Annotated in this window: 19 protein-coding genes; 6 read left to right on the top strand and 13 right to left on the bottom strand. The window is 72.1% G+C overall.

Annotated elements, in window-relative coordinates:
• Nucleotides 1–93: 93 nt before the first annotated feature.
• Complete coding sequence (locus AB0I49_RS03770) at nt 94–1,704, bottom strand: AMP-binding protein (protein WP_363225191.1); 1,611 nt, start codon at nt 1,702–1,704, stop codon at nt 94–96.
• 241 nt (nt 1,705–1,945) lie between these two features.
• Here AB0I49_RS03770 and AB0I49_RS03765 point away from each other — a divergent pair, with 241 nt between their 5' ends.
• Nucleotides 1,946–2,836, top strand: coding sequence for a LysR substrate-binding domain-containing protein (locus AB0I49_RS03765; protein ID WP_363225190.1), 891 nt, complete (start codon nt 1,946–1,948; stop codon nt 2,834–2,836).
• 80 nt (nt 2,837–2,916) lie between these two features.
• On the opposite strand, the gene AB0I49_RS03760 is transcribed toward AB0I49_RS03765, so the two are convergent.
• Nucleotides 2,917–4,542, bottom strand: a complete 1,626-nt coding sequence (locus tag AB0I49_RS03760) for an MFS transporter (RefSeq protein ID WP_363225189.1) — start codon at nt 4,540–4,542, stop codon at nt 2,917–2,919.
• A gap of 132 nt (nt 4,543–4,674) precedes the next feature.
• Here AB0I49_RS03760 and AB0I49_RS03755 point away from each other — a divergent pair, with 132 nt between their 5' ends.
• Both AB0I49_RS03755 and AB0I49_RS03750 read left to right on the top strand, forming a co-directional pair.
• Nucleotides 4,675–5,679 (top strand): Lrp/AsnC family transcriptional regulator, encoded by a 1,005-nt coding sequence (locus AB0I49_RS03755; RefSeq protein WP_363225188.1) that lies wholly within the window; start codon nt 4,675–4,677, stop codon nt 5,677–5,679.
• Nucleotides 5,676–6,458 (top strand): rhomboid-like protein, encoded by a 783-nt coding sequence (locus AB0I49_RS03750; protein ID WP_363225187.1) that lies wholly within the window; start codon nt 5,676–5,678, stop codon nt 6,456–6,458. Before AB0I49_RS03755 ends, AB0I49_RS03750 begins: the two co-directional genes overlap by 4 nt.
• Before the next feature lie 46 nt (nt 6,459–6,504).
• Here the strand turns inward: AB0I49_RS03750 and AB0I49_RS03745 are convergent, their stop codons facing one another.
• From AB0I49_RS03745 to AB0I49_RS03700, 10 genes are all read right to left on the bottom strand, one after another.
• The gene (locus AB0I49_RS03745; RefSeq protein ID WP_363225186.1) at nt 6,505–7,233 is read right to left on the bottom strand and encodes a hypothetical protein; all 729 of its coding nucleotides are present in this window, start codon (nt 7,231–7,233) and stop codon (nt 6,505–6,507) included.
• A 352-nt stretch (nt 7,234–7,585) separates the two neighbouring features.
• Nucleotides 7,586–8,404: an HAD family hydrolase gene (locus tag AB0I49_RS03740; RefSeq protein ID WP_363225185.1), complete on the bottom strand. Its 819-nt coding sequence runs from the start codon at nt 8,402–8,404 to the stop codon at nt 7,586–7,588.
• Nucleotides 8,401–9,678: a serine--tRNA ligase gene (gene serS, locus AB0I49_RS03735; RefSeq protein ID WP_363225184.1), complete on the bottom strand. Its 1,278-nt coding sequence runs from the start codon at nt 9,676–9,678 to the stop codon at nt 8,401–8,403. Before serS ends, AB0I49_RS03740 begins: the two co-directional genes overlap by 4 nt.
• 650 nt (nt 9,679–10,328) lie before the next feature.
• On the bottom strand, nt 10,329–11,273 hold the full coding sequence (pheA, locus tag AB0I49_RS03730; protein ID WP_363225183.1) for a prephenate dehydratase: 945 nt from the start codon (nt 11,271–11,273) through the stop codon (nt 10,329–10,331).
• A gap of 307 nt (nt 11,274–11,580) precedes the next feature.
• Complete coding sequence (gene efeB / locus AB0I49_RS03725) at nt 11,581–12,834, bottom strand: iron uptake transporter deferrochelatase/peroxidase subunit (protein ID WP_363225181.1); 1,254 nt, start codon at nt 12,832–12,834, stop codon at nt 11,581–11,583.
• The gene (locus AB0I49_RS03720) at nt 12,834–14,846 is read right to left on the bottom strand and encodes a copper resistance protein CopC (protein WP_363225180.1); all 2,013 of its coding nucleotides are present in this window, start codon (nt 14,844–14,846) and stop codon (nt 12,834–12,836) included. Before AB0I49_RS03720 ends, efeB begins: the two co-directional genes overlap by 1 nt.
• A gap of 6 nt (nt 14,847–14,852) precedes the next feature.
• The gene (locus AB0I49_RS03715; protein ID WP_363225179.1) at nt 14,853–15,329 is read right to left on the bottom strand and encodes a copper chaperone PCu(A)C; all 477 of its coding nucleotides are present in this window, start codon (nt 15,327–15,329) and stop codon (nt 14,853–14,855) included.
• Entirely contained in the window at nt 15,329–15,988 is a 660-nt protein-coding gene (locus AB0I49_RS03710; RefSeq protein ID WP_363225178.1) for an SCO family protein, read from the bottom strand. The genes AB0I49_RS03715 and AB0I49_RS03710 overlap by 1 nt, the downstream gene beginning before the upstream one ends.
• 158 nt (nt 15,989–16,146) lie before the next feature.
• The gene (locus AB0I49_RS03705; RefSeq protein ID WP_363225177.1) at nt 16,147–16,890 is read right to left on the bottom strand and encodes a YcnI family protein; all 744 of its coding nucleotides are present in this window, start codon (nt 16,888–16,890) and stop codon (nt 16,147–16,149) included.
• Between the two features lie 102 nt (nt 16,891–16,992).
• A complete protein-coding gene (locus AB0I49_RS03700; RefSeq protein ID WP_363225176.1) occupies nt 16,993–17,838 on the bottom strand; it encodes a hypothetical protein in 846 nt (281 codons plus the stop codon).
• Nucleotides 17,839–18,052: 214 nt separating this feature from the next.
• On the opposite strand from AB0I49_RS03700, the gene AB0I49_RS03695 reads away from it, so the two are divergent.
• Nucleotides 18,053–18,517, top strand: a complete 465-nt coding sequence (locus tag AB0I49_RS03695; RefSeq protein WP_363225175.1) for an ATP-binding protein — start codon at nt 18,053–18,055, stop codon at nt 18,515–18,517.
• Between the two features lie 49 nt (nt 18,518–18,566).
• Here the strand turns inward: AB0I49_RS03695 and AB0I49_RS03690 are convergent, their stop codons facing one another.
• Complete coding sequence (locus tag AB0I49_RS03690) at nt 18,567–18,947, bottom strand: hypothetical protein (RefSeq protein ID WP_363225174.1); 381 nt, start codon at nt 18,945–18,947, stop codon at nt 18,567–18,569.
• Nucleotides 18,948–19,272: 325 nt separating this feature from the next.
• Here AB0I49_RS03690 and AB0I49_RS03685 point away from each other — a divergent pair, with 325 nt between their 5' ends.
• Entirely contained in the window at nt 19,273–20,004 is a 732-nt protein-coding gene (locus AB0I49_RS03685; RefSeq protein WP_363225173.1) for an ANTAR domain-containing protein, read from the top strand.
• The gene (locus AB0I49_RS03680) at nt 20,001–20,765 is read left to right on the top strand and encodes a GAF and ANTAR domain-containing protein (RefSeq protein ID WP_363225172.1); all 765 of its coding nucleotides are present in this window, start codon (nt 20,001–20,003) and stop codon (nt 20,763–20,765) included. The genes AB0I49_RS03685 and AB0I49_RS03680 overlap by 4 nt, the downstream gene beginning before the upstream one ends.
• The last annotated feature ends 8 nt before the right edge of the window (nt 20,766–20,773 follow it).

Below are 20,773 nucleotides of genomic sequence, written 5' to 3'. Positions count from 1 at the left end.
CATCCTACAACTCAAATCATCCTACAACCCGTGTCCGAAAAGTGGCGGGCGCGCCTCCCCGTCCAGGGAAGGCGCGCCCGCACCGCGGAGAACTCACCCCCCCAACGTCGTCCGCAGCAGCTTCTTGTCCGGCTTGCCCACCGATGTCAGCGGGATGCGCGGCAGGGTGTGCACGCGGGCCGGGGCGTACATCGGGCCCTTGTGCTCGCGTACGTACTCCCGGATCAGGTCGTGGTCCACGCTCTGCCCCGCCGCGGGGACGATCGCGGCGTGCACCTGTTCCTCGGCGTCCGCGCCGCGCACCCCGAAGACGGCGACCTGGGCGACGGCGGGGTGGGTGAGCAGCAGGTCTTCGAGTTCGCCGGGGTACACGTGGCCGCCCACCACGATGATCATGTCCTTGATGCGGTCGACGATGTACAGATAGCCCGCCGCGTCCAGATAGCCGACGTCCCCGGTGCGCACCCACCCGTCGCGCAGGGTCTGCGCGGTCAGCTCCGGCTGCTTCCAGTAGCCGGACATGATCATCGGGGTGGACACATGGACTTCGCCGGCCCGCCCCGGCGGCAGCGCGTTCCCGGCCTCGTCGCGGATCTCGATCCGTACGCCGTCGTTCGGCCTGCCGACCGATACCTGGCCGCCGTGGCCCGCCGAATCGTGTTCGTCGGGACGCACCTCGGTGATCCAGCCCGCCTCGGACTGCCCGTACGCGCCGTAGAGCACCGGCCCCAGCGCCTCCAGGGCCTGCCGCAGCCGGCTCGGCGAGGACGGCGAGCCGCCGTAGGTGACGCGGCTGAGCGAGGACAGATCGGTGGTGGCCAGATCCGGGTGGTCGAGGAGTTCGTAGAGCAGCGGGGGCAGCAGCCACACATGGGTGATCCGCTCCCGCTCGATCGCGGCGAGCACCTGGCCGGCGTCGAAGGACCGCTGCAGCACCACCGAACCGCCCCACGTCAGCGTGTAGTCGGCGAGCACCCCGGACAGATGGGCGAGCGAGGTGGCGGCCAGGAAGCGGGACGGGTCGCCCGCGCCGGCGATGGGGTACTTCATCGAATCGGCGTACGGGCCCTGCGCCATGCACACCCCCTTGGGCACGCCCGTGGTGCCGCCCGTCTGCCGGATGGACCAGTCGTCGTCGGGGTGGGCCGCGTTCGGCACCGGGTCGGCGGGCCGCCGCGCCGCGCACGCCAGCAGGTCGTCGCCGAGCCCGCTCGGGCCGAACGAGGCGACCGGCACTCCGGGCAGCCGGGACACCAGTTCCGCCGGGCCCTCGGCCAGTTCCGGGTCGACGAGCAGGAGTTCCGTGTCGACGCTCTCCGCCACCCGTGCCAGCACCTCGGGCGCCATGCCCACATAGAGGTAGTCCACACGCGCGCCGAGCAGGTTCGCCGCGTACCGCGCGCTGAGCGCCTCGGGCCGGTTGCCCACGAGCATGGCGACGGTGACGTCGCGGCCGACGCCGCGCGCGGCCAGCTCCGCCGTCAGCCGGTAGATCTGGTCCCGGAACTCGCCCGCCGTGACGTGCTCGCCGTCCGCGGTCGTCACGACCGTACGCCCCGGCTCGCGCGCCAGCTCCGCGAGGATCGTCTCCACATAACTCACAAAACCCGGCGAGGCGGGGGAGGCGGGGGAGACGGGGGAGACGGAGGTGGCGGACGAGGCGGGGGCGGAATCCGCCGCGGTGGTGGTGTCGGTATCGCTCATGTGCTGTGACCCCTCTACGAGTTGTCGTGCGAATGACGGGGCGGTGTGTGTCCGTAACCGTCCGTCATGGCCTGCGAAATCGACGGTAGGCCACGAACCTCATGCGTTCCATGACCAATTCCGCCATGTGATCATGTCCGGAAAGGCATGAGAGAGGCTTGAGGAAGACCCGAGGAAGACCTGAGAAGGACCCGGTGAAGATCCGAGGAAGATCCGCGGAAGACCCGAGACGAGGACGCCCATGGACCTCCTGTCGCTGCGCTGCTTCCAGGCCGTGGCGCGGCACGAGCACATCAGCCGGGCCGCGGTCGAACTCCGCGTCGCCCAGCCCTCCGTGAGCCGTACGATCGCGCGGCTGGAGGCCGAACTCGGCGTGCGGCTCTTCGACCGGAACGGCCGCCAGGTGCGGCTCAACCAGTACGGCGCCGCCTTCCTGCGCCGCGTCGACCGCGCGCTGGGCGAACTGGACGACGCGCGCCGCGAACTCGCCGACGCGGCCGGACTCGACCACGGCACGATCGCCCTCGCCTCCGAGACGCTGCTCTCGCTCACCGGCCTGCTCGCGGAGTACCGCCGTCGGCACCCCGGCGTCCGCGTCCGCCTCTTCCAGTCCACCGCCGAGGCCATGGGACGTCAACTCCGCGCCCGCGAAGTCGACTTCTGCCTCGCCTCCCAGCCCCTCACGGGCTCTTCCCTCGACTCCGTCGAACTCCTCCGCGAGGAAGTGCTCCTCGCCGTTCCCCTCGGCCACCCGTTGGCCGGCCGCGAGAGCGTCGGCGTCCGCGAGCTCGCCGGCGAACCCTTCATCGCCACCCGCCCCGGCCACTGGCAACGCGCCCTGCTGGACCGCCTGTTCGCGGCCGAGGGGCTCGCGCCCACCATCGGCTGCGAGGGCGACGAGCCCGGCGCGGCCCCGGTGCTGATCAGCGCGGGCCTCGGCATCGGCCTCCTCCCCGCCATGTCGCGCGGCGCGGTCAGCCGCGCCCCCGTCGCCCTCCTCCGCCTCGACGCCCCGCACTGCGACCGCACCCTGTCGCTCGTCCGGCGCGACGACATCTATCTGTCCGAGGCCGCCCGTCACTTCCAGTCCCTCGCCATCGAGAGGAAGGGGCGACCGCCGGCGGAGCCGTGACAGCCGCGCGCGAGGGGGCGCTCGTACGGTTGCCACGACCGTACGAGCGCCCCCGCGCCCCCTCCTGTGTGCTGACGCGACTACGCCCCCACCGGCTCCACGTCCGGTCGTTCCACGGGCGTGTTCCCGTTCCCCGCCGCCGGAGCGGCCCCCTCCGGCTCGTTCCGGCGCACGACCGCCAGGACCACCAGCCCCGCGACCACCGCCACGATGCCCGAGATCAGGCAGATGCGGTCCAGCCCCGCCACGAACGACTCGTGGACCAGCGATTCGACGCCGTGCCGCGCCGCGCCCGCCGGGGCCGAGGCGACGATCTCCCCCGAGTGGCCGCCGCTGATCGCCTCCGCCGCCCGGCCCGCGGCGTCCGCCGGAACCGCGTCGCTGCCCGAGACCATGCCGCGCACCCGGCTCGCGAAGACCATGCCCAGGACCGCGATCCCGAGCGCGTACCCCATCTGCCGGAAGGTGTTCACCGCGCCGCTCGCCATGCCGCCGCGCTCCGGCGGGGCCGCGCCGAGGGCGGCCGAGACCAGCACCGGCATGGACATTCCGACGCCGAGCCCGCCGAGCGCGAGCCCCGGCGCGAGCGCGGCCCAGCCCGAGTCGGCGGAGAGCAGGAGCGAGTGCGTCAGCGCGCCCGCGCCGATGAGCACCATGCCGATGCCCAGCGGCAGCTGCGGAGCGACCCGGTGCAGCACCCGGCCGCCCACGGCGCCCACCACCAGCGACACTGCGGCCATCGGCATCACCGCGAGCCCCGCCTGCATCGGGGAGAGCCCCAGCACCGTCTGCAGCCACAGCCCGGCATAGGTGAGGTACGGGAACGCCGCCGCCTGAAGCAGCAGGGCCGCCGCCATCAGCACCGCGAACGACGGGCGGCGGAACAGCTTCAGCTCCAGCAGCGGCTGCCGGGCCCGGCGCTCCACGGCCAGGAAGACGACCAGCGCGGCGAGCGCCGCCAGCAGCGCCGTCACGGTGCCGGAGTCCGACCAGCCGTGCTCGCCGCCGCGCATCAGCCCGTACGTCAGAGCCCCCGCGCACACCGTGAACGAGATCGCGCCCGGCCAGTCGATGCCCGGCCGGCTGCCACGGGGCCCGGTCGCCTCCAGGCGCGACTCCTTGACCGAACGGAGGGTGGCCCACACCGCCACGGCGGTCAGCGGCAGATTGACCCAGAAGATCCACCGCCAGTCCGCGTACTCGGTCAGCACGCCGCCCAGCAGCGGCCCGACCGCCGTCGCGGCCCCGCCCGTACCGCCCCATACGCCGAACGCGACACCGCGGTCCCGGCCCGAGTACGTCGCCATCAGCAGCGGGGTGTTGGTGGCGAACATCGCCGCCGCCCCCGCGCCCTGCACGGCCCGCGCCACGATCAGCACGGTCCCGTCCGGGGCCAGCCCGCAGGCCAGCGAGGACACCGCGAAGACGATCAGCCCCAGTACGTACAGCCGGCGGCGGCCGAAGAGGTCGGCCGCGGAACCGGCCACCATCAGCAGCGCGGCCAGCGCCAGCGCGTAGATGTCCATCACCCACTGGAGTGAGGAGAAGGACGTGTTCAGCCCGTGCGCCATCTGGGGCAGGGCGGTGTTGACGATGGTGACGTCCACCAGCAGCATGAAGTTGCCGAGGGTGATCGCGACGAGCGGCCACCACTTGCCGCGTGCGACGCCGTCCGGGCCGCCCGGACCGCTGCGCGGGTTCTGCATGTGAAGCTCCCGAAGAGAGACGGCCCGTCCTCTACCACGGGCCCCGTGACCACCACCGTCCGCCGCACCCCCTTATCGCTCACAGCCACGGCCCGCGGGGCGGCGTTTTCCGACACCGGTTAGCCTCATGTGGTGAAAACCGACAGCCGCGACGAGTTCGACCTGCGGCTCGTCCACGCGCTCCAGCTCGACGGGCGGGCCCCCTTCAGCCGGATAGCCGAGGTGCTCGGCGTCTCCGACCAGACCGTCGCGCGCCGCTACACACGGCTGCGCACCAGCGGCGCGATCAAGGTCCTCGGCCTCACCGCCCCCGGCGTACTCGGCGAGACGGTCTGGCTCGTACGCGTCCATTGCACGCCCGACGCGGCTGCCGCCGTCGCCGAGGCGCTCGCCCGCCGCCCCGACACCTCCTGGGTGAGCCTGCTGTCCGGCGGCACCGAGATCGCCGCCGTCACGCGCGTCGCCAGCGACCGCGAGAGCGAGGCGCTGCTGCTGGAGAAGCTGCCGCGCACCCCCCAGGTGACCGGCGTCACCGCGCACTGCCTCATCCACGAGTTCTTCGGCGGCCCGCAGGGGCTCGTCAACAAGTCCGATTCGCTGACCCCGGACCAGATCGAGCGGCTGACCGCCTACGAACCGGAGCCGGGACCCGCCGCGGGCCCGCCCCCCGTGCTGAGCGCCGCCGACGAGCGGATGTGCGCGGCGCTCGCCCACGACGGGCGCGCCCCGCTCGCCGAACTGAGCGCCGTCACCGGCTGGTCCCAGTCGACCGTACGCCGCCGCCTCGCCGAACTCCGCTCCCAGGGCGCCCTGTTCTTCGACATCGACTACGACCCCCGCGCCTTCGGCCACGGCACGCACGTCGTCCTGATGCTCGCCGTGCCGCCGGCCGCCGTGCACGAGACCGGCGAGGCGCTGGCCCGCCACCCCGAGATCGCCTTCGCCTGCGCCATCACCGGCCCGTACAACCTGATGGCCGTCGCCATCTGCGCCGACGTACGGGCCCTGTACGCCTATCTGACGTCGAGCGTCGCCTCGCTGTCCGCCGTACAGCGGATGGAGACGTCCCCGGTCATCCGGCAGGTCAAGTCCGCGGGCCCGTACTTCGCCGCACCACGGCGGCGCGGTCGCCCATGAACGGCGACGACCGCGAAGGGCTCGCCCCGGAGCGGAAGGAACTCGACCCGCTCGCCCGCGGCGCACGGGCCGTCTCCGCGGACTTCCCGCTGGGCGCCCGGGCGGTACGAGCGGTACGGGCATGGGTACGGTCCGCCCCCGGCACCCACATCTGGCTGCTCATCATCGGCATCACCAGCCTCGTGATCGCCGCCGCGAGCCAGGGCCTGGAGACCTTCCTCCTCCACCGCACCAGCAGCAACATCCACGAACTCAACAAGCACCCCACGCAGGCCCTGCTCATCAGCGGATTCTGGATCGAGAGCCCGTCCTCGTTCCTCCTCTACGCGGGCCTCTTCGAACTCGTCCACGCCAACGTCGAGCGCTGGGTCGGCACCCTGCGCTGGCTCCTCACGGTCGCCACCGCCCACATCGCGGCCACCCTGATCAGCCAGGAGGTCCTGCTCCTGGCCATCCGCGACCACTCCCTGCCGCACTCGATGAAGCACGTCGTCGACATCGGCGTCTCCTACGGCCTCGCCGCCGCCGCGGGCCTCCTCACCTACCGCTTCCCCCACCCCTGGCGCTGGCTCTACGCCACCGGCACGGTCCTCTTCTTCGCCCTCCCCCTCCTCGCGGACGCCAGCTACACCGACATCGGCCACGCCATCTCGCTGGCGCTGGGCCTCGCTGCCTGGCCGCTGACCCGGGGCCGTCGGCCTTGGCGCTTCCTGCCGCTGTCCTCGGCACTTCGCCGCCTCCACCGTTCCATGGCACGGCGGCCCGGCCCCGACCGTTAGGCCGGGTCCGAGCCGCCGCGGTTTCATGCCGTCAGCAGCGCCGCTGTCAGCGGTGACGCCGACGCCGGTGCGGCGGAGTGAGCGCGGCCAAGCGCTCACTCATCGCGCAGACGACGCGATTCGTGGCGTGCAGCCGCCGGTCGAAATCGTCGAGCCGGTTGTCGATGCCGTCCAACCGGTTGTCGATCCCGTCGAGCCGCTGATCGATGCGGTCCAGCCGCGCCGAGATCCGCCCGATGACGGGCCCCAGCTCCTGCAACGCCGTGCCGACCCCGGCCATGCACGTCTCAAGGGCGGTCACCCGCCGGTCGAGCGAGGCGTAGCCGGGCGGCGGCACCTGCTGCCCGCCCGTGCGGTACGGCTCCTCGACGTCGAGGAGGTACGTACGCACGCGCTGGGCGACGGCGCTGTCGCGCAGCAGCATGGCGATGTTGAGGACGACCCTGCGGGTGAAGAGGGTCAGGTTCGAGCGAGGCTGTGGATAACTCGCGCTCGGGTCCCCATTAAAGATGGACAAGTTGTCCATCTTAAACAACCGCAGGTCAGCGCCTCGGACGACGCGAAGCCCGTTGGTTTCCAGTTCGTCGCGGTGGCGCTGAACGACCTTGTGCACAGCCTCCTTGTGGATTTCGAAGAACGCGGCCACGTCCTCCGTCGTGATGTGGATACCGTCGGGGAGCAGCCGCAGCGCTCCCACCTTGTCGAGCACTTCTACGTGCCCCATGACGCTGTCGCGCATCGCGCGCGACTCCAGCAGTGCAGCTTCCGGTGGCATGAGGATGCCTTCCTTGGTCCGGAACGGTTCGGTGGAAGCCCGTATCCAGGGCGCAGGAGCGGAAGCTGCTCACGTGGCCACAAACCCTATGACCGGCTCTGTCGACCGGCCTTCCTCTACTTCACGAACCCTCGACGCCTCGAACTCCAGTTGCCTCCGCGCACCAGGCACAACGAGCCGACAAACGTACGGTTACTGCGGACAGGTGATCCCATCCGGAGGCGCTCGCTCCGGACCCCCGGTCTGAGCTGGGCGGCAGCCTGTGGATAAGTCCGTTCGAACTCCCTTTTGAAAGGGACAAGCTGTCCCCTTCGAAAGCCATTTCGAGCAGTCACCCAGCCCCGAGTCGCTCTCAGCCGAAGAGACGTTCCAGTACCACCGCGATCCCGTCCTCCTCATTGGAGGCGGTGATCTCGTCCGCGACGGCCTTGAGGTCGTCATGGGCGTTGGCCATGGCGATGCCGTGGGCGGCCCAGCCGAACATGGGGATGTCGTTGGGCATGTCGCCGAAGGCGACCGTGTCGGCGGCCTTCATGCCGAGGCGGCGGGCGGCGAGGGAGAGGCCGGTGGCCTTGGTCAGGCCGAGGGGGAGGAGTTCGACGATGCCCGCGCCGGCCATCGTGACCCCGACCAGGCCGCCGGCGACGGCGTGCGCGATCTCGGCGAGGGCGTCGTCGGACAGCTCGGGGTGCTGGAGGTAGATCTTGTTCAGGGGCGCGGACCACAGGTCGGCCGGTTCCCTGAGGGGGGTGACCGGCAGCGGGCCCTCCTGGCTGCGGTAGCCGGGGCCGACGACGACCTCGCCGTCGAGGCCGTCGCGGCTGGCGGCCAGGTAGAGCGGGCCGACCTCCGCCTCGATCTTGGCGAGGGCCAGCCCGGCGAGCTGCCGGTCGAGGGTGACCGAGGTCAGCAGCCGCTGCTCGCCCGCGTGGTAGAGCTGCGCGCCCTGCCCGCACACCGCGAGCCCCCGGTAGCCGAGCGCGTCCAGGATGTGCTTGGTCCACGGGACGGCGCGGCCCGTGACGACGATGTGCGCCGCCCCGGCGCCCGTGGCCAGGTCGAGGGCCTCGCGGGTGCGCTCCGAGACGCTGTGGTCGGCGCGGAGCAGCGTGCCGTCGAGGTCGGTCGCGACGAGCCGGTACGGCAGCGGCGTCGGGGCGGCGGCGGTCACTTGGCGACCGGCTCCAGGAACTCCCGCCCGCCGAGGTAGGGCCGCAGGACCTCGGGCACGCGCACCGTGCCGTCGGCCTGCTGGTGGTTCTCCAGGAGCGCGACGATCGTGCGCGGCACGGCGCACAGCGTGCCGTTGAGCGTGGCCAGCGGCTTGACGTGCTTGCCGTCGCGCATCCGCACGGAGAGCCGGCGGGCCTGGAACTCATTGCAGTTCGAGGCGGAGGTCAGCTCGCGGTACTTGCCCTGGGTCGGGATCCACGCCTCGCAGTCGAACTTGCGGGAGGCGGAGGAGCCGAGGTCGCCGGTGGCCACGTCGATGACCTGGAACGGCAGCTCCAGGCCGGTCAGCCACTGCTTCTCCCAGTCCAGCAGCCGCTGGTGCTCGGCCTCGGAGTCGTCCGGGTCGACGTACGAGAACATCTCGACCTTGTCGAACTGGTGCACCCGGAAGATGCCGCGGGTGTCCTTGCCGTACGTACCGGCCTCGCGGCGGAAGCACGGCGAGAACCCCGCGTAGCGCAGCGGCAGCTGCGACGCGTCGATGATCTCGTCCATGTGGTACGCGGCGAGCGGCACCTCGGAGGTGCCGACCAGGTAGTAGTCGTCCTTCTCCAGGTGGTACACGTTCTCCGCGGCCTGGCCGAGGAAACCGGTGCCCTCCATGGCGTGCGGGCGGACCAGCGCGGGGGTGAGCATCGGTACGAACCCGGCCTCGGTGGCCTGCGCGATGGCGGCGTTGACCAGCGCGAGCTCCAGCAGCGCGCCGACCCCGGTGAGGTAGTAGAAGCGCGAGCCGGAGACCTTGGCCGCCCGCTCCACGTCGATGGCGCCGAGCGCCTGGCCGAGCTCCAGGTGGTCCTTGGGCTCGAACCCCTCGCCCTCGAAGTCGCGCGGCGTGCCGACGGTCTCCAGGACGGTGAAGTCCTCCTCGCCGCCCACCGGCACGTCCGGGTGGACGAGGTTGCCGAGCTGCCGCAGCAGGCGCTGGGCCTCCTCGGCGGCCTCGCCCTGCTCGGCGTCGGCGGCCTTGACGGCGGCGGACAGCTCGCCGGCCTTCTTCAGCAGTTCGGCCTTCTCGTCCCCGGCGGCCTTGGGGATGAGCTTGCCGAGCGACTTCTGCTCGGAGCGCAGCTCGTCGAAGCGCACGCTGGACGACCTGCGCCGCTCGTCGGCGGAGAGGAGTGAGTCGACGAGCGCGACGTCCTCTCCACGGGCGCGCTGGGAGGCGCGAACACGGTCGGGGTCCTCACGGAGCAGGCGAAGGTCAATCACCCCCTCAGGTTACCTTCGCGCGCTCCGGGCGGGCGACGCGATATTCCTTTGCGTGTCGTTATGACCGTTTTGCCGGAAGTCGGAAAGGCGTGAATGGGAGGCGAATGCGGAGTGCGGACCGTGGCCGGGGAATTTCCTGGCGATGGCCGAAAAGGGGCGAATGGGTCGGCGGCTGGACGCCGACCCGCCTTGCGTGCGGCGGCAGTTGGCCGCGGTTGTCCACAGGCCATGGGGATTGCTTTTCTTTTATCCACAGGGTGTGAGCAAGTTCTGTGGATGTTGACGGTGATCGTTCTGTCCGTTCTGCGGGAGGCGAGGAATTTACGGTTCAAACCGGTCTCACGCGCTCATTCGGGTGGGAATGGATCGCTCAAAAGGGTTGAACGAGAGAATTGAGGTGACGGTCACGGGGGACCGGGCTGTGGATGGCGGAGCGGTGGCTAGAGAGATTTGTCGACGATTCCGGGCCGCAGTGTCGACTTGTCCCCAGGGCGACGAAGCCCCTGTGGATAACTCAGAGGGTTGTGCACAGGTGCACGGAGAGCCATCAACAGCCATCAACAGCTCTCGACCACCCTCAACAGCCCTCGACGGCCCTCCGAAGCGGGAACCCCGTCGACAGGCAGGCGCCCACCGCACGCCGGCGCCGCTCAGCCCCGCCCGTCCTGGCAGCGCGCCAGCCAGTCCGCCGCCGCCTCGAACTCGCTGTCCGACGTCCCCGGCCGCACCTCCCCCAGCAGCGCCGGATCCGACGCGTCCGCCCCCGCCCGTGGATACGACCCGAGGAACCGCACCTTCGGGCAGATCCGCTTGAGCCCCATCAGCGCCTCGCCCACCCGCCGGTCGGTGATGTGCCCCTCGCAGTCCACGGAGAAGCAGTAGCGCCCGATCCCCTCGCCCGTCGGCCGCGACTCGATGCGCATCATGTTCACCCCGCGCGCCGCGAACTCCTGCAACAGCTCCAGGAGCGCGCCCGGATGGTCGTCGCCGAGCCAGATCACCAGCGAGGTGCGGTCCGCGCCCGTCCGCGCGGCGGGCCGGGCCGGGCGGCCGACCAGCACGAAGCGGGTCTGCGCGTTCCGCGCGTCGTGGATGTCGGTGACCAGCGGCTGCAGCCCGTACGTCGGCGCGGCGAACTCCCCCGCGAACGCCGCGTCGTAGCGCCCCTCCTGTACGAGCCGGGCGCCGTCCGCGTTCGAGGCGGCCGACTCCCACAGGGCGTCGGGCAGGTTGGCCGCGAGCCAGTTGCGCACCTGGGGCTGGGCGACGGGGTGCCCGGTGACGGTCTTGATGTCGCCGAGCGCGGTGCCGGGCCGTACGAGCAGCGCGAAGGCGATCTCCAGCAGCACCTCGCGGTAGATCATCAGCGGTTCGCCGGTGGCGAGTTCGTCGAGGGTGGCGGTGACGCCGCCCTCGACCGAGTTCTCGATCGGCACGAGCGCCGCCGCCGCCTCGCCGCCCCGTACGGCGTCCAGCGCCGTCGGCACCGACACCATCGGCACGAGCTCGCGCGTCGCCGACTCCGGCAGGGTCCGCAGGGCGGCTTCGGTGAACGTGCCCTCGGGGCCCAGATAGGTGTAACGGCTGGCCGACATCACGCAGGCTCCTCGTGGATCACAGGGAAGGGAGGGGGAGAGGGGAGAGAGGAAGGGGAGAGGAAGTAAGGGGGCTCGGGCGGGCTGGGGAACCCGCCACGATACTCAGCCCCCGTGCCGCCCGCCCCGCCGTCCGACCGCCGGACGGAAGGCCGCGGCGGAAGGAAGGCCGTAGCGAAAGACCGTGGCGGAGGGCCGTAGCAGAAGACCGCGCCGGACGACCGGACGACCGGGGGCCGGACGTCCGCGCCGGACGACCGCGCCGGACGACCGCGCCGGACGACCGCGCGGACGAACGGCGAGACGATCACCCCTCCAGCAACGCCTGCCCCACATACGACCCCGGCTCCGGCGCCGGCGGCACCGCGTACAGCCCGCTGGCCTCGTGCCGCAGGAAGCGCGACAGCCCGTCCCCCCGGTCCAGCTTCCGCTGTACCGGCACGAACCCCTTCATCGGGTCGCCCTGCCAGCAGACGAAGAGCAGCCCCGCGTCCGGCGCCCCGTCGTCGCGGAACCCGTCGTGGTACGAGAAGGGCCGCCGCAGCATCGCCGCGCCGCGGTTGGACTCCGGCGCCGCGACCCGGATATGGGCGTCGCCCGCGATGGCGATGGACCCGTCCTTGTTGAACTTGTCGAGGTCGACCGGCGTCGTCTCCGTGCCGCCCGACAGAGGCGCGCCGTCCGACTTGCGCCGCCCTATGACCCGTTCCTGGCGTTCCCGCGAGAGGTGGTCCCAGTCGTCGAGCAGCATCCGGATGCGCCGGAAGACCGCGTACGAGCCGCCTGCCATCCACTTCTCCGCGGCGGGGCCGCCCGAGGACGGGACGAAGACGCGGGCGTCGAAGTCCTTGTCGGAGGGGTGCGGGTTGTTGGTGCCGTCGACCTGGCCCATGAGGTTGCGTACGGTCATCGGCTTCGCGGTCGCGCCCGGCGTGCGGGTGAAGCCGTTCATCTGCCAGCGCAGCCGCGCCGCGTCGCCCGCTTCCTTCTGGAGGGTGCGCAGGGCGTGGAAGGCGACGAAGGAGTCGTCGGCGCCGATCTGGATCCACAGGTCGCCCTCGCCGCGCTTCGCGTCGAGTGCGTCGGCGGTGAAGTGCGGCAGCGGTTCCAGGGCGGCCGGGCGGTTCGCGGTGAGCCCGGTGCGGTCGAAGAAGGTGCGGCCGAAGCCGAAGGTGACGGTGAGGGAGGAGGGCCCGGCGTCGTACGCGACGCCGCTGTCGTCCTTGGGGGCCTTGCCCGCCATGAGTTCCTCGGCGGTTTTCGACCAGCGGCGCAGCAGGGCGGCGGCGCTCTTGCGGTCGCCGCCGGGCGCGAGGTCGAAGGCGGCGAGGTGGGCGGTGGCCTGGAGCGGGGTGGTGATGCCGGCCTGGTGCGCGGCGCGGCCGTCGGCGTGGAAGGCCAGGGCGGTGGAGCCGACGGTGGTGAGGGCTGTGGGCGGTGCGGACCGTACGGCCTGTGCGGTGAACGCGCCGCTCGCGCCGCCCGCGACGAGGCCCGCCGCTCCGGCCGCGCCGGCGGTGCCGAGCAGCCGCCGCCTGGTGATGGGGTGTTCGGTCGTCATCAGTTGATCTTCACGTTCTTGATCTCCGTGACCTGGTCGATGTCGGAGGTCCGTACGGTCAGGGTGAGTTGCCAGGAGCCGGCCATCGGCAGTTGGAAGCCGGTGGCCTTCCAGTGCCCGGCGGACTGGCGTTTGAGCGCGGTGTGCAGCGGGCCGATCTTCTTCTCCTTCTCGGTGAGGGAGATGTCCAGCTCCGGTATGTCCACGGGGCGTCCGGAGGGGCCCGTGGTGTGGGCCTCGACGGTGTTGTCGCCGGAGCGGGCGGGGTCGATGGTGATACGGGCGGTGCCGCTGCCGTCGGCGCCGCCGGTGTCGTAGGGGATCGTGATGTCCACGGGCCCGGCGGAGGCGGTCCCGGACGAGGCGCCCCCGGCGGCGGCCTGCTTCTGCTCGGTCTCGGCGCGGCCGGGCTGGGTGCCGGAGAGCACGGTGGTGACGGCGAGCAGGACGACGGCGACGGCGGTCTCGGCGAGTACGGAACGGCGCAGTCCGGTGCGGTTCTCGTCGGCGTCGCGGCGGCGCTGCCCGGCGGCCCGGTCCATCGCGGCGCGCTGCCGGGCGAGTTGGGCGGTGCGCTCGGCGGAGCCCCCGCCGCCGACGCCCACCTTCGCCTTCTCCGCGTCCTTCGCCTTCTCCGCGGCCTTCGCTTTCTCAGCCGCCTCGGCGACCTTGGCGGACTTGACGACCTTGGCGGACTTGGCGGACTTGGAAGACGTCTTCCCCTTCTTGCCGCCGGCGTCCGTACGGTCCGCCAACCGGTTGGTCCAGCGCCGGGAGAAGTAGGCCAGGCCCACCACGACGGCGACCAGGCCGATCTTGATGAGCAGCCACCGGCCGTACGCGGTGCCGGTGAGCGCGCCCCACGTGCCGACCTGTCGCCACGCCTGGTACGTACCGGTGGCGACCAGGACGCAGACGGAGGCGAAGGCGAGTCGGGAGAAGCGCTGGACGGCCGCGCGCCGGATGGGCGTGGCGGAGCGGAGGGTGACCAGGAGGGCGGCGAGCCCGCCGAGCCAGACGCCGACGGCGAGCAGATGGAGGATGTCGACGGGCATCGCGACGTACGGCTGGATGCCGACGGACGCGTGCTCGGCGAGCGACCAGGTGGCGGCGAGCCCGGTGGCGACGACGGCCCCGCCGATGGCGAGCCCGTACGCGAGACCGCGCCGGTCGCCTTCCGGGCCCCCCGCGTCCCCCTTGCGCTCCCGCCGGTCGCTCCCGTCCCCCGGCGCGTACGAGCCGAAGAGCACGGCGAGGAAGACGGCGGCGGCGCTGAGCAGCAGCAGTCTGGACAGCAGCGCCGCGCCGGGCTTGGTGGAGAGCACCCCGCCGAGCAGCGAGAAGTCCAGGACGGAGCCGAGCCCCTTGGTGTTCGTATAGGCGCCGCGGAGCAGCAGCAGCGCGGTGGTCGAGGCGAACAGGGTGACCCAGCCGCCGACGGCGATCTTCTGGACGGGCCGCGAGGAGCGGCTGACGCCCGCGAAGACGCAGCCGCCGACGAGGAGGACGAATCCGGCGTACGCGGCGTAGCGGCCGATGCCGTAGAGGGCGCCGACGGTCGGGTCGACGTCGGCGGTCGGCGCCTTGACGGTGGTCTTGGACGGGGCGCCGACGGAGAAGGTGAAGGCCCCGCCCACCGGGTGGCTGTCCGCGGAGACCGCCTGCCAGGCGACGGTGTACGTGCCGTCGGCGAGCCCGCCGCGCAGGGCGACGGCCGCGGTGTCGGACGCGCCGTCCGCGTGGGCGGCCCTGCCCTCCTCGACGCGCTTGCCCTGCGGGTCGAGGACCCGAAGGGAGTCGGCGCTGAGCAGCACCCCTTCGGAGAAGGTGAGCTTGACCCGCTGGGGCGCGGTCTTGACGACCGAGCCGTCGGCGGGGTCGGTGGCCGTGAGCGCGGCGTGCGCGGCGGCGGGCGCCGCCCCGAAGGACACCGTGCCCAGCAGCGCGCACAGCAGCGCGGCGAGGAGGGCCCCGAGTATCGGCAGCGGCCGTCGGGCGGTGGGTGGGGTCATCGCGCGTCAGTCCTCGGGGCGGTACGTCGGGGGTTCGACCGGGACCTTGACCTTGATGGACTTCGAGTCGGCGAAGTGCAGCGTGAACTCGACCTTCTCGCCGACCTTGGGGAGGTGGCCGAGCTTGCCGAGCATCAGGTGGTTCCCGCCGCGGGACAGGGTGAGCTTGCCGCCCGCGGGGACGTCGAGCGACTTTGCCTCCTTCATCTGCGAGCCCTCGGTGACGTGCATGGTGACGTCGGGGGAGAGCGGGCTGCTGACGGAGGTGAGCCGGTCGGCCTTGCCGCCGTCGTTCTTGACGGTGAAGTACGCGGCGGCCATGTCGGCCATCGCGGGCTTGGGCACGTAGCCGCCGCTGACGGACAGTTCGGCGCGGTCCGGCTTGGAGCCGCCCGAGCCCGAGTCGCACCCGGCGACGGCGACGAGGCCGGCTGCCACGACCAGCGGAAGGCCGGCGGCGGTGGCGACGGTGGCCTTGCGCATCAGGGGTTCTCCCCCTTGACGATCTTCGGGAGCTCGCGGGTGTAGTCCGCGGCGGTGCTCTTGGCGGTGTAGATCCAGTGCGCCTTGTCGTCCTTGGGGGAGTAGGCGACGACCTCGGCGCCGTGGCTGACGGTGATGGAGCCGTCCTTCTGCTTCTTCGGCTTGTCGACGAAGATGCCCAGCGGTTTGGCGGCGGCCTGGATGGTGGCGAAGTCGCTGGTGAGGCCGATGACCTTCTGGCCGCCCTGGGCGTCGAGCCATGCGCGCATCCGCTTGGGGGTGTCGCGGGCGGGGTCGGTGGTCACGAAGACCATCTGGAGCTTGTCCTGCTCGGCCTTGGGGAGCTTCTTCGCGGCGGCGGCCATGTCGGCGACGATCGTGGAGCAGACGTCGGGGCAGTAGGTGTAGCCGAAGTAGAGCAGGACGGGGCGGCCCTTGGTCTCCTTGACCAGGTCGTACTTCTTGTCGTCCGTGTCGGTCACGACCAGGTCGGGCTTGGCCTTGACGGTGTCCAGGGTGAGCGCGCCGGTGCTCTTGTCGGCCCCGGAGACGGACATCGCGGGCTTGTCGCTCTTCGAGTCGCCGGAGTCGGAGCCGCAGGCGGCGAGGGAGAGAGCGGCGGTGACGGCGAGCGCCGCGCCCAGGATCTTGGTGCGCATGGAGTTCTTCTCCGTAAGCGTGAAGGTGTACGGGATGGGGTGGCGGGGCGGCGGGATCGGTTCCGCCGCCCCGTTCGGACCGTATGCCGGGGGCTCGGCGCGGGCGGTCAGCCGGCGTCCGCGTGCCGTCGGCGTACGGTCCGGGCGGGCCCCGGCGGTCAGGCGCGGGAGCGGCGGCGGCCGGTGAGCACGGCGAAGGCGACGCCGGCCACGCCGACGACGATGCCGACGATGCCGAGCACGCGGGCGGTGGTGTCGGAGCCGCCGTCGCCGGAGGTCTTCGCGCCGGCGGTCGCGGCCGTGTCGGACCGGCCGTCCTTGCTGTCGTGGCCGTCGCCCTTGCCGGCGGCGGGCGCGGTGAGCTTCAGGACGGGAGCGGGGTGGTCGGGCTCCTCGCCGCCGGGGGTGCTGGCGTCGATCCAGCGCACGACGTCGTTGTCGGAGTAGGTCTGGAGCGCCTTGAAGACGACCTGGTCGGCGTCCTTGGGCAACGGGCCCAGCGAGACGGGGAACTGCTGGAAGCTGCCCGGCTCGATCTTCCCGCCGGACCAAGTGATCTTGGTGACGGCCTCGTTGACCATGCCGTCGGCCGTCTTGATCGGCTTGTCCAGCTTGGTCTTGTCCACCTTGACGTCCCAGCCGGGCACGGGCTGCGTGGAGACCGACGGCAGGGGGTGCTTGGGGTCGAGCGTCACTTCGAGCTTGACGGTCGAGGCGTTGTCCTTCTCGTTGGGGACCTTGAAGGCGACGGTGGTGTAGCCGCCCTTCTCGGCGGTCCCCGGCTGCACGCTGACGTGCGCGAAGGCGGGCCCCGCGAGGAGCAGTACGGTGCCGCCGGCGAGGGCGGAGACGAGCGGGAGACGGCGGAGCGCGGTACTGCGCGCGGTGCGCGTGGCGGTCATGACGGTGAACCCTCCACAGGGGGACGACGGGGGCAGGTGCGTGCGCGTACGGCGGCCGCGCGAGCGCCCACCCGGCCGGTCGCCGGGAATGCGTCGCGTGTCTCAGGCCGCCAAGGCGCAGTGCGGCGGCCCCCGCCGGACCACACTGTGGGTGAGGGCGAGCTCCCGCGGGGCGGCTTCGTCGTTCTCGTACGGGCGGCGGGCGGGCCTGCGTACGGTGGCCGCGGCCGACTCCTCGCCGGCCCCGGCGCGCAGGGCGGCCCGTACGAGGCGCAGCGCGGCGCGCAGGGCGAGGACGAGCGCGGTGTCCGCGACCAGGTGCGCGGCCTGCGCGGAGAGCCGGACCGCCCGCCACAGCGCGGCCTCGCCGCGGCGCAGCAGCCAGCCGGCCGCGAGCCCGGCGAGGAGATGGCCGAGGACCATGGGCAGGGTGGGCAGCAGGCTCTGGAGCAGGGCGAGATGCGACAGCCCCGCGGCGTCCGCCGGCAGGCCGGCGGCGCCGGTCATGGAGTGGACGGTGGACGGGCTGATGCCGGAGTCCGCCACCAGCCGGTGCGCCTCGGCGGCGGTCAGCCGGCCGGGGTGATTGCAGATCAGCCGCGCGGCGAACGCGATCAGCCGGCCCTCCGAGCCGTCGGACGCCGGGGTCGGCGCGGCCATGGCGAGCGCGCCCTGCCCGAGCCCGAAGAGGGCGTGCAGGCCGAGCTGTCCGGCGGTGAGGACGGCCGCGATGCCGGGCAGCGAGCGCTCCCGCCCGGCGAGCGGCGCGACGGCCGCGAAGAGCACCACGAACCCGGCGGCGAGGGTCCACGCCGGGACGCTCGCGCAGGACGCCATCGCGTGCCCGCCCGCGGACAGCAGGACGCAGACCGCGGTGAACACCGCGGTCCGCAGCAGCCGCAGATCGGCGCCGGCGCGCGCGACGGGGACGGTGGCGGGGGCAGACATGGCTGCGTCATCATCCCACCGGGCTTACCGCCGTCCTACGGCAGGGGGGCGTATGAGCCGGGGCATACCGGCGCACTTGGGCGGACCGCTATACACCTGCGCGTCAACTTTTCGCATCCGCCGAATGAGCGGTCTCACACCACCCGTACGCTTACGGACCCTTGCGGCTGGCTATACGTATCGGTATGTCGAGCCGCAGCCAGGAGGCTGGAACATGAGCATCTGGTGGTCACTCCATTTGCGGCGCGAAGCTGCGAGCGTTCCGCTCGCCCGGCGGCTTCTGCTCGGCACCATGGAGACGGCCGGGGTCGACCCGGACATCTCCTACGACCTGTCGGTGGCCCTCAGCGAGGCGTGCGCCAACGCGGTCGAGCACGGGGGTGACGCGTCCGCCGAGGACTACCGCGTCACCGCCCGCATCGACGGCGACACATGCCGCATCGAGGTCATCGACTCCGGTCCAGGTTTCGCCGACAAGCTCCGGGCCCGCGGCCGCCGCACGCCCGCGCGACCGCACCAACCGTCCCCCGACCGCGCCGAGCACGGCCGGGGGTTGTTTCTCATCGAGTCCCTCACCGACCACGTCCGGGTACGGAACCGCGCCGGTCGTCCGGGCGCGGTGGTGAGCTTCGACAAGATCCTCAAGTGGCGGGAAGGCGCGCTGCTGCGGGCCGTGTGACCGGTGACGCCCCCCGCGCCGGGTCCCCGGGCGGGGGCGGCCGCCGGCCTCAGCCCCGGCGCTGCACCCTGTCCTCCTTGGCGCCCTTGCCGTCCCTGGACTGGTCCTTGTCCGTGTCCTTGTTCTTGGACTTGCCCGTGGATGTGGCATCGGCGCGCGTGTTCCCGGACCCGGCCGGGCCGCCCGACTGGCCGCCGGCCCGGCGGCCCCAGCGGGCCTGCTCACGGCGGAACCGGCGGTCGTAGCGGTCCTGGCGGACGCGGCGTTCGCGGTACTCCCGGTAGCCGGGGTCATCGCGCAGGCGCAGTCCGCTGAGGGTGCCGTAGCGGGTGAAGGCGAAGAGCAGGAGGGCCGCCGCCACCCACAGGATGGGGTAGGCGAAGCCGAGGGCGACGAGCGCCCCGAAAAGCGTGACGACGAAGGGGATCATGACGGTTCTCCACGTACTGGGTGGTGTGGAGCGGTAGGGTGCCGGGCGCGGAACGGCGGCTCGCGCGGGCGTCCGGCGGACGGGGGCCCGTGGGACGGGCCCTGGCGACCGTACGAGGCCGGGGTCCTGGGCGACTGCCCACACAGTAGTCCTCGGGCCGCCGTACGGTCAGGGGAGCGACGACGCCTACGGCATCGCGCGGGCGTCCGGTTTCGGGAGCCGGAGTCGCGGATGCCGCCTGTCGTCGAGTGCCGTTAATGTTGTCCACGCGGTGAAGGTGCCGCGTTCGGAGGCTGTGAGATCTCGGAGCGGGGCGAGGACGGACATGACCAGCGACCGGATGGCCCGGGTACTGAGCATGTTGCGCAAGGCGGACCGCGACGATCCGACGGAGCTGTTCGCCGAGGCGCTGGACGCCGACGGCGTGACGGTGTCCGTGACCGTGGACACGGGCCGCACGGAGCACACCGAGCGGCTGTGGTCGCACGGCGACCTCGGAGCCGCGTTCGCCGGCCTGCAGACCACGCTCGGCGAAGGGCCGGAAATCGACGCCATCCGCAGCGGCACCGCCGTACTGGTGCCGGACCTCGGAGCCGTCGACGCCGCGCGCTGGCCCGTGCTGCTGCCGGCCGCGGCCGGGCTGCCGGTCGCGGCCGTGTTCACCTTCCCCCTGGGCGTCGGGGCGATCCGGGTCGGGGCGCTGACGCTGCTGCGCACCCGGCCCGGCCCCCTGTCCGGCGAGCAGCTGGACGATTCCTTCGCGCTTGCCGCGGCCCTCACCGCGATCGTGCTCGACGACAGTCATCCCGCCCTGTCGGCCGAGGCGCTGACGGCCGAGTCATCCGGGCAATGGCATCAGGCCGTGGTGCACCAGGCGACGGGCATGATCAGTGTGCAGCTGTCGGTGTCCCTCGCGGAGGCGCTGCTCCGGCTGCGCGCCATGGCTTTCCGTCTCGACCAGCCGATCGTGGAACTGTCCCGCGACGTGGTGGCACGTCGGCGCCGCTTCAGCGAACCTACAAGCGGGCCGCAGGGGCCCGAAGGGAACAGGGGATGACGAGTATGTCCCGTCAACAACAGATTTCCGAGGTGTTCGTCGAGCTGGCGGACACCCTGGTCGACGAATTCGACATCATCGACTTCCTCCAGAATCTCTGCACCCGCTGCGTCGAGCTGCTGGACGTCAGCGCCGCCGGGATCATGCTCGCGGACTCCTACGGCACCCTGCAGACCGTCGCCGCGTCCGACGAGAACACCCGGCTGCTGGAGCTCTTCTCCCTCCAGCACGACCAGGGCCCCTGTGTGGAGTGCTACGCGCGAGGGGTCGCCCGTACCGACATCGACCTCGCCGGTATCGGGGCCACGACGGAGTGGACGCAGTTCTCCTCCCGTGCGCGGGAGGCCGGGTTCGCCACCGCCCACGCGTTTCCGCTGCGGCTGCGCCAGCAGGCCGTCGGCGCGATGAACCTCTTCCGCACCGACCACACGCCGCTCGGCGAGGAGGACGCCTCGCTGGCCCAGGCGCTGGCCGACGTCGCCACGATCGGGATCCTCCAGCAGCGCACGCTGGAGCGGTCCCTGACCGAGCGGACCCAGCTGCAGGCCGCGCTGACCAGCCGCATCGTCATCGAACAGGCGAAGGGCATCCTCGCCGAGCGCTGGGACGTCTCTCCCGATCACGCCTTCACCGCCATGCGCGGCTACGCGCGCGGCCACGGCCGGCGGATCTCCATGCTGGCCGGGCAGATCATCGAGGGCGAGGCCCCGGAAGACCTGACGATCCTGCCGGCCGGGCGGCCGAAGCGGTCCGACGCCTGAGGGGCGGC

The sequence above is a fragment of the Streptomyces sp. NPDC050617 genome, assembly GCF_040654795.1.
Taxonomy (GTDB): domain Bacteria; phylum Actinomycetota; class Actinomycetes; order Streptomycetales; family Streptomycetaceae; genus Streptomyces.
This window is presented reverse-complemented; position numbering and strand designations above follow the sequence as displayed.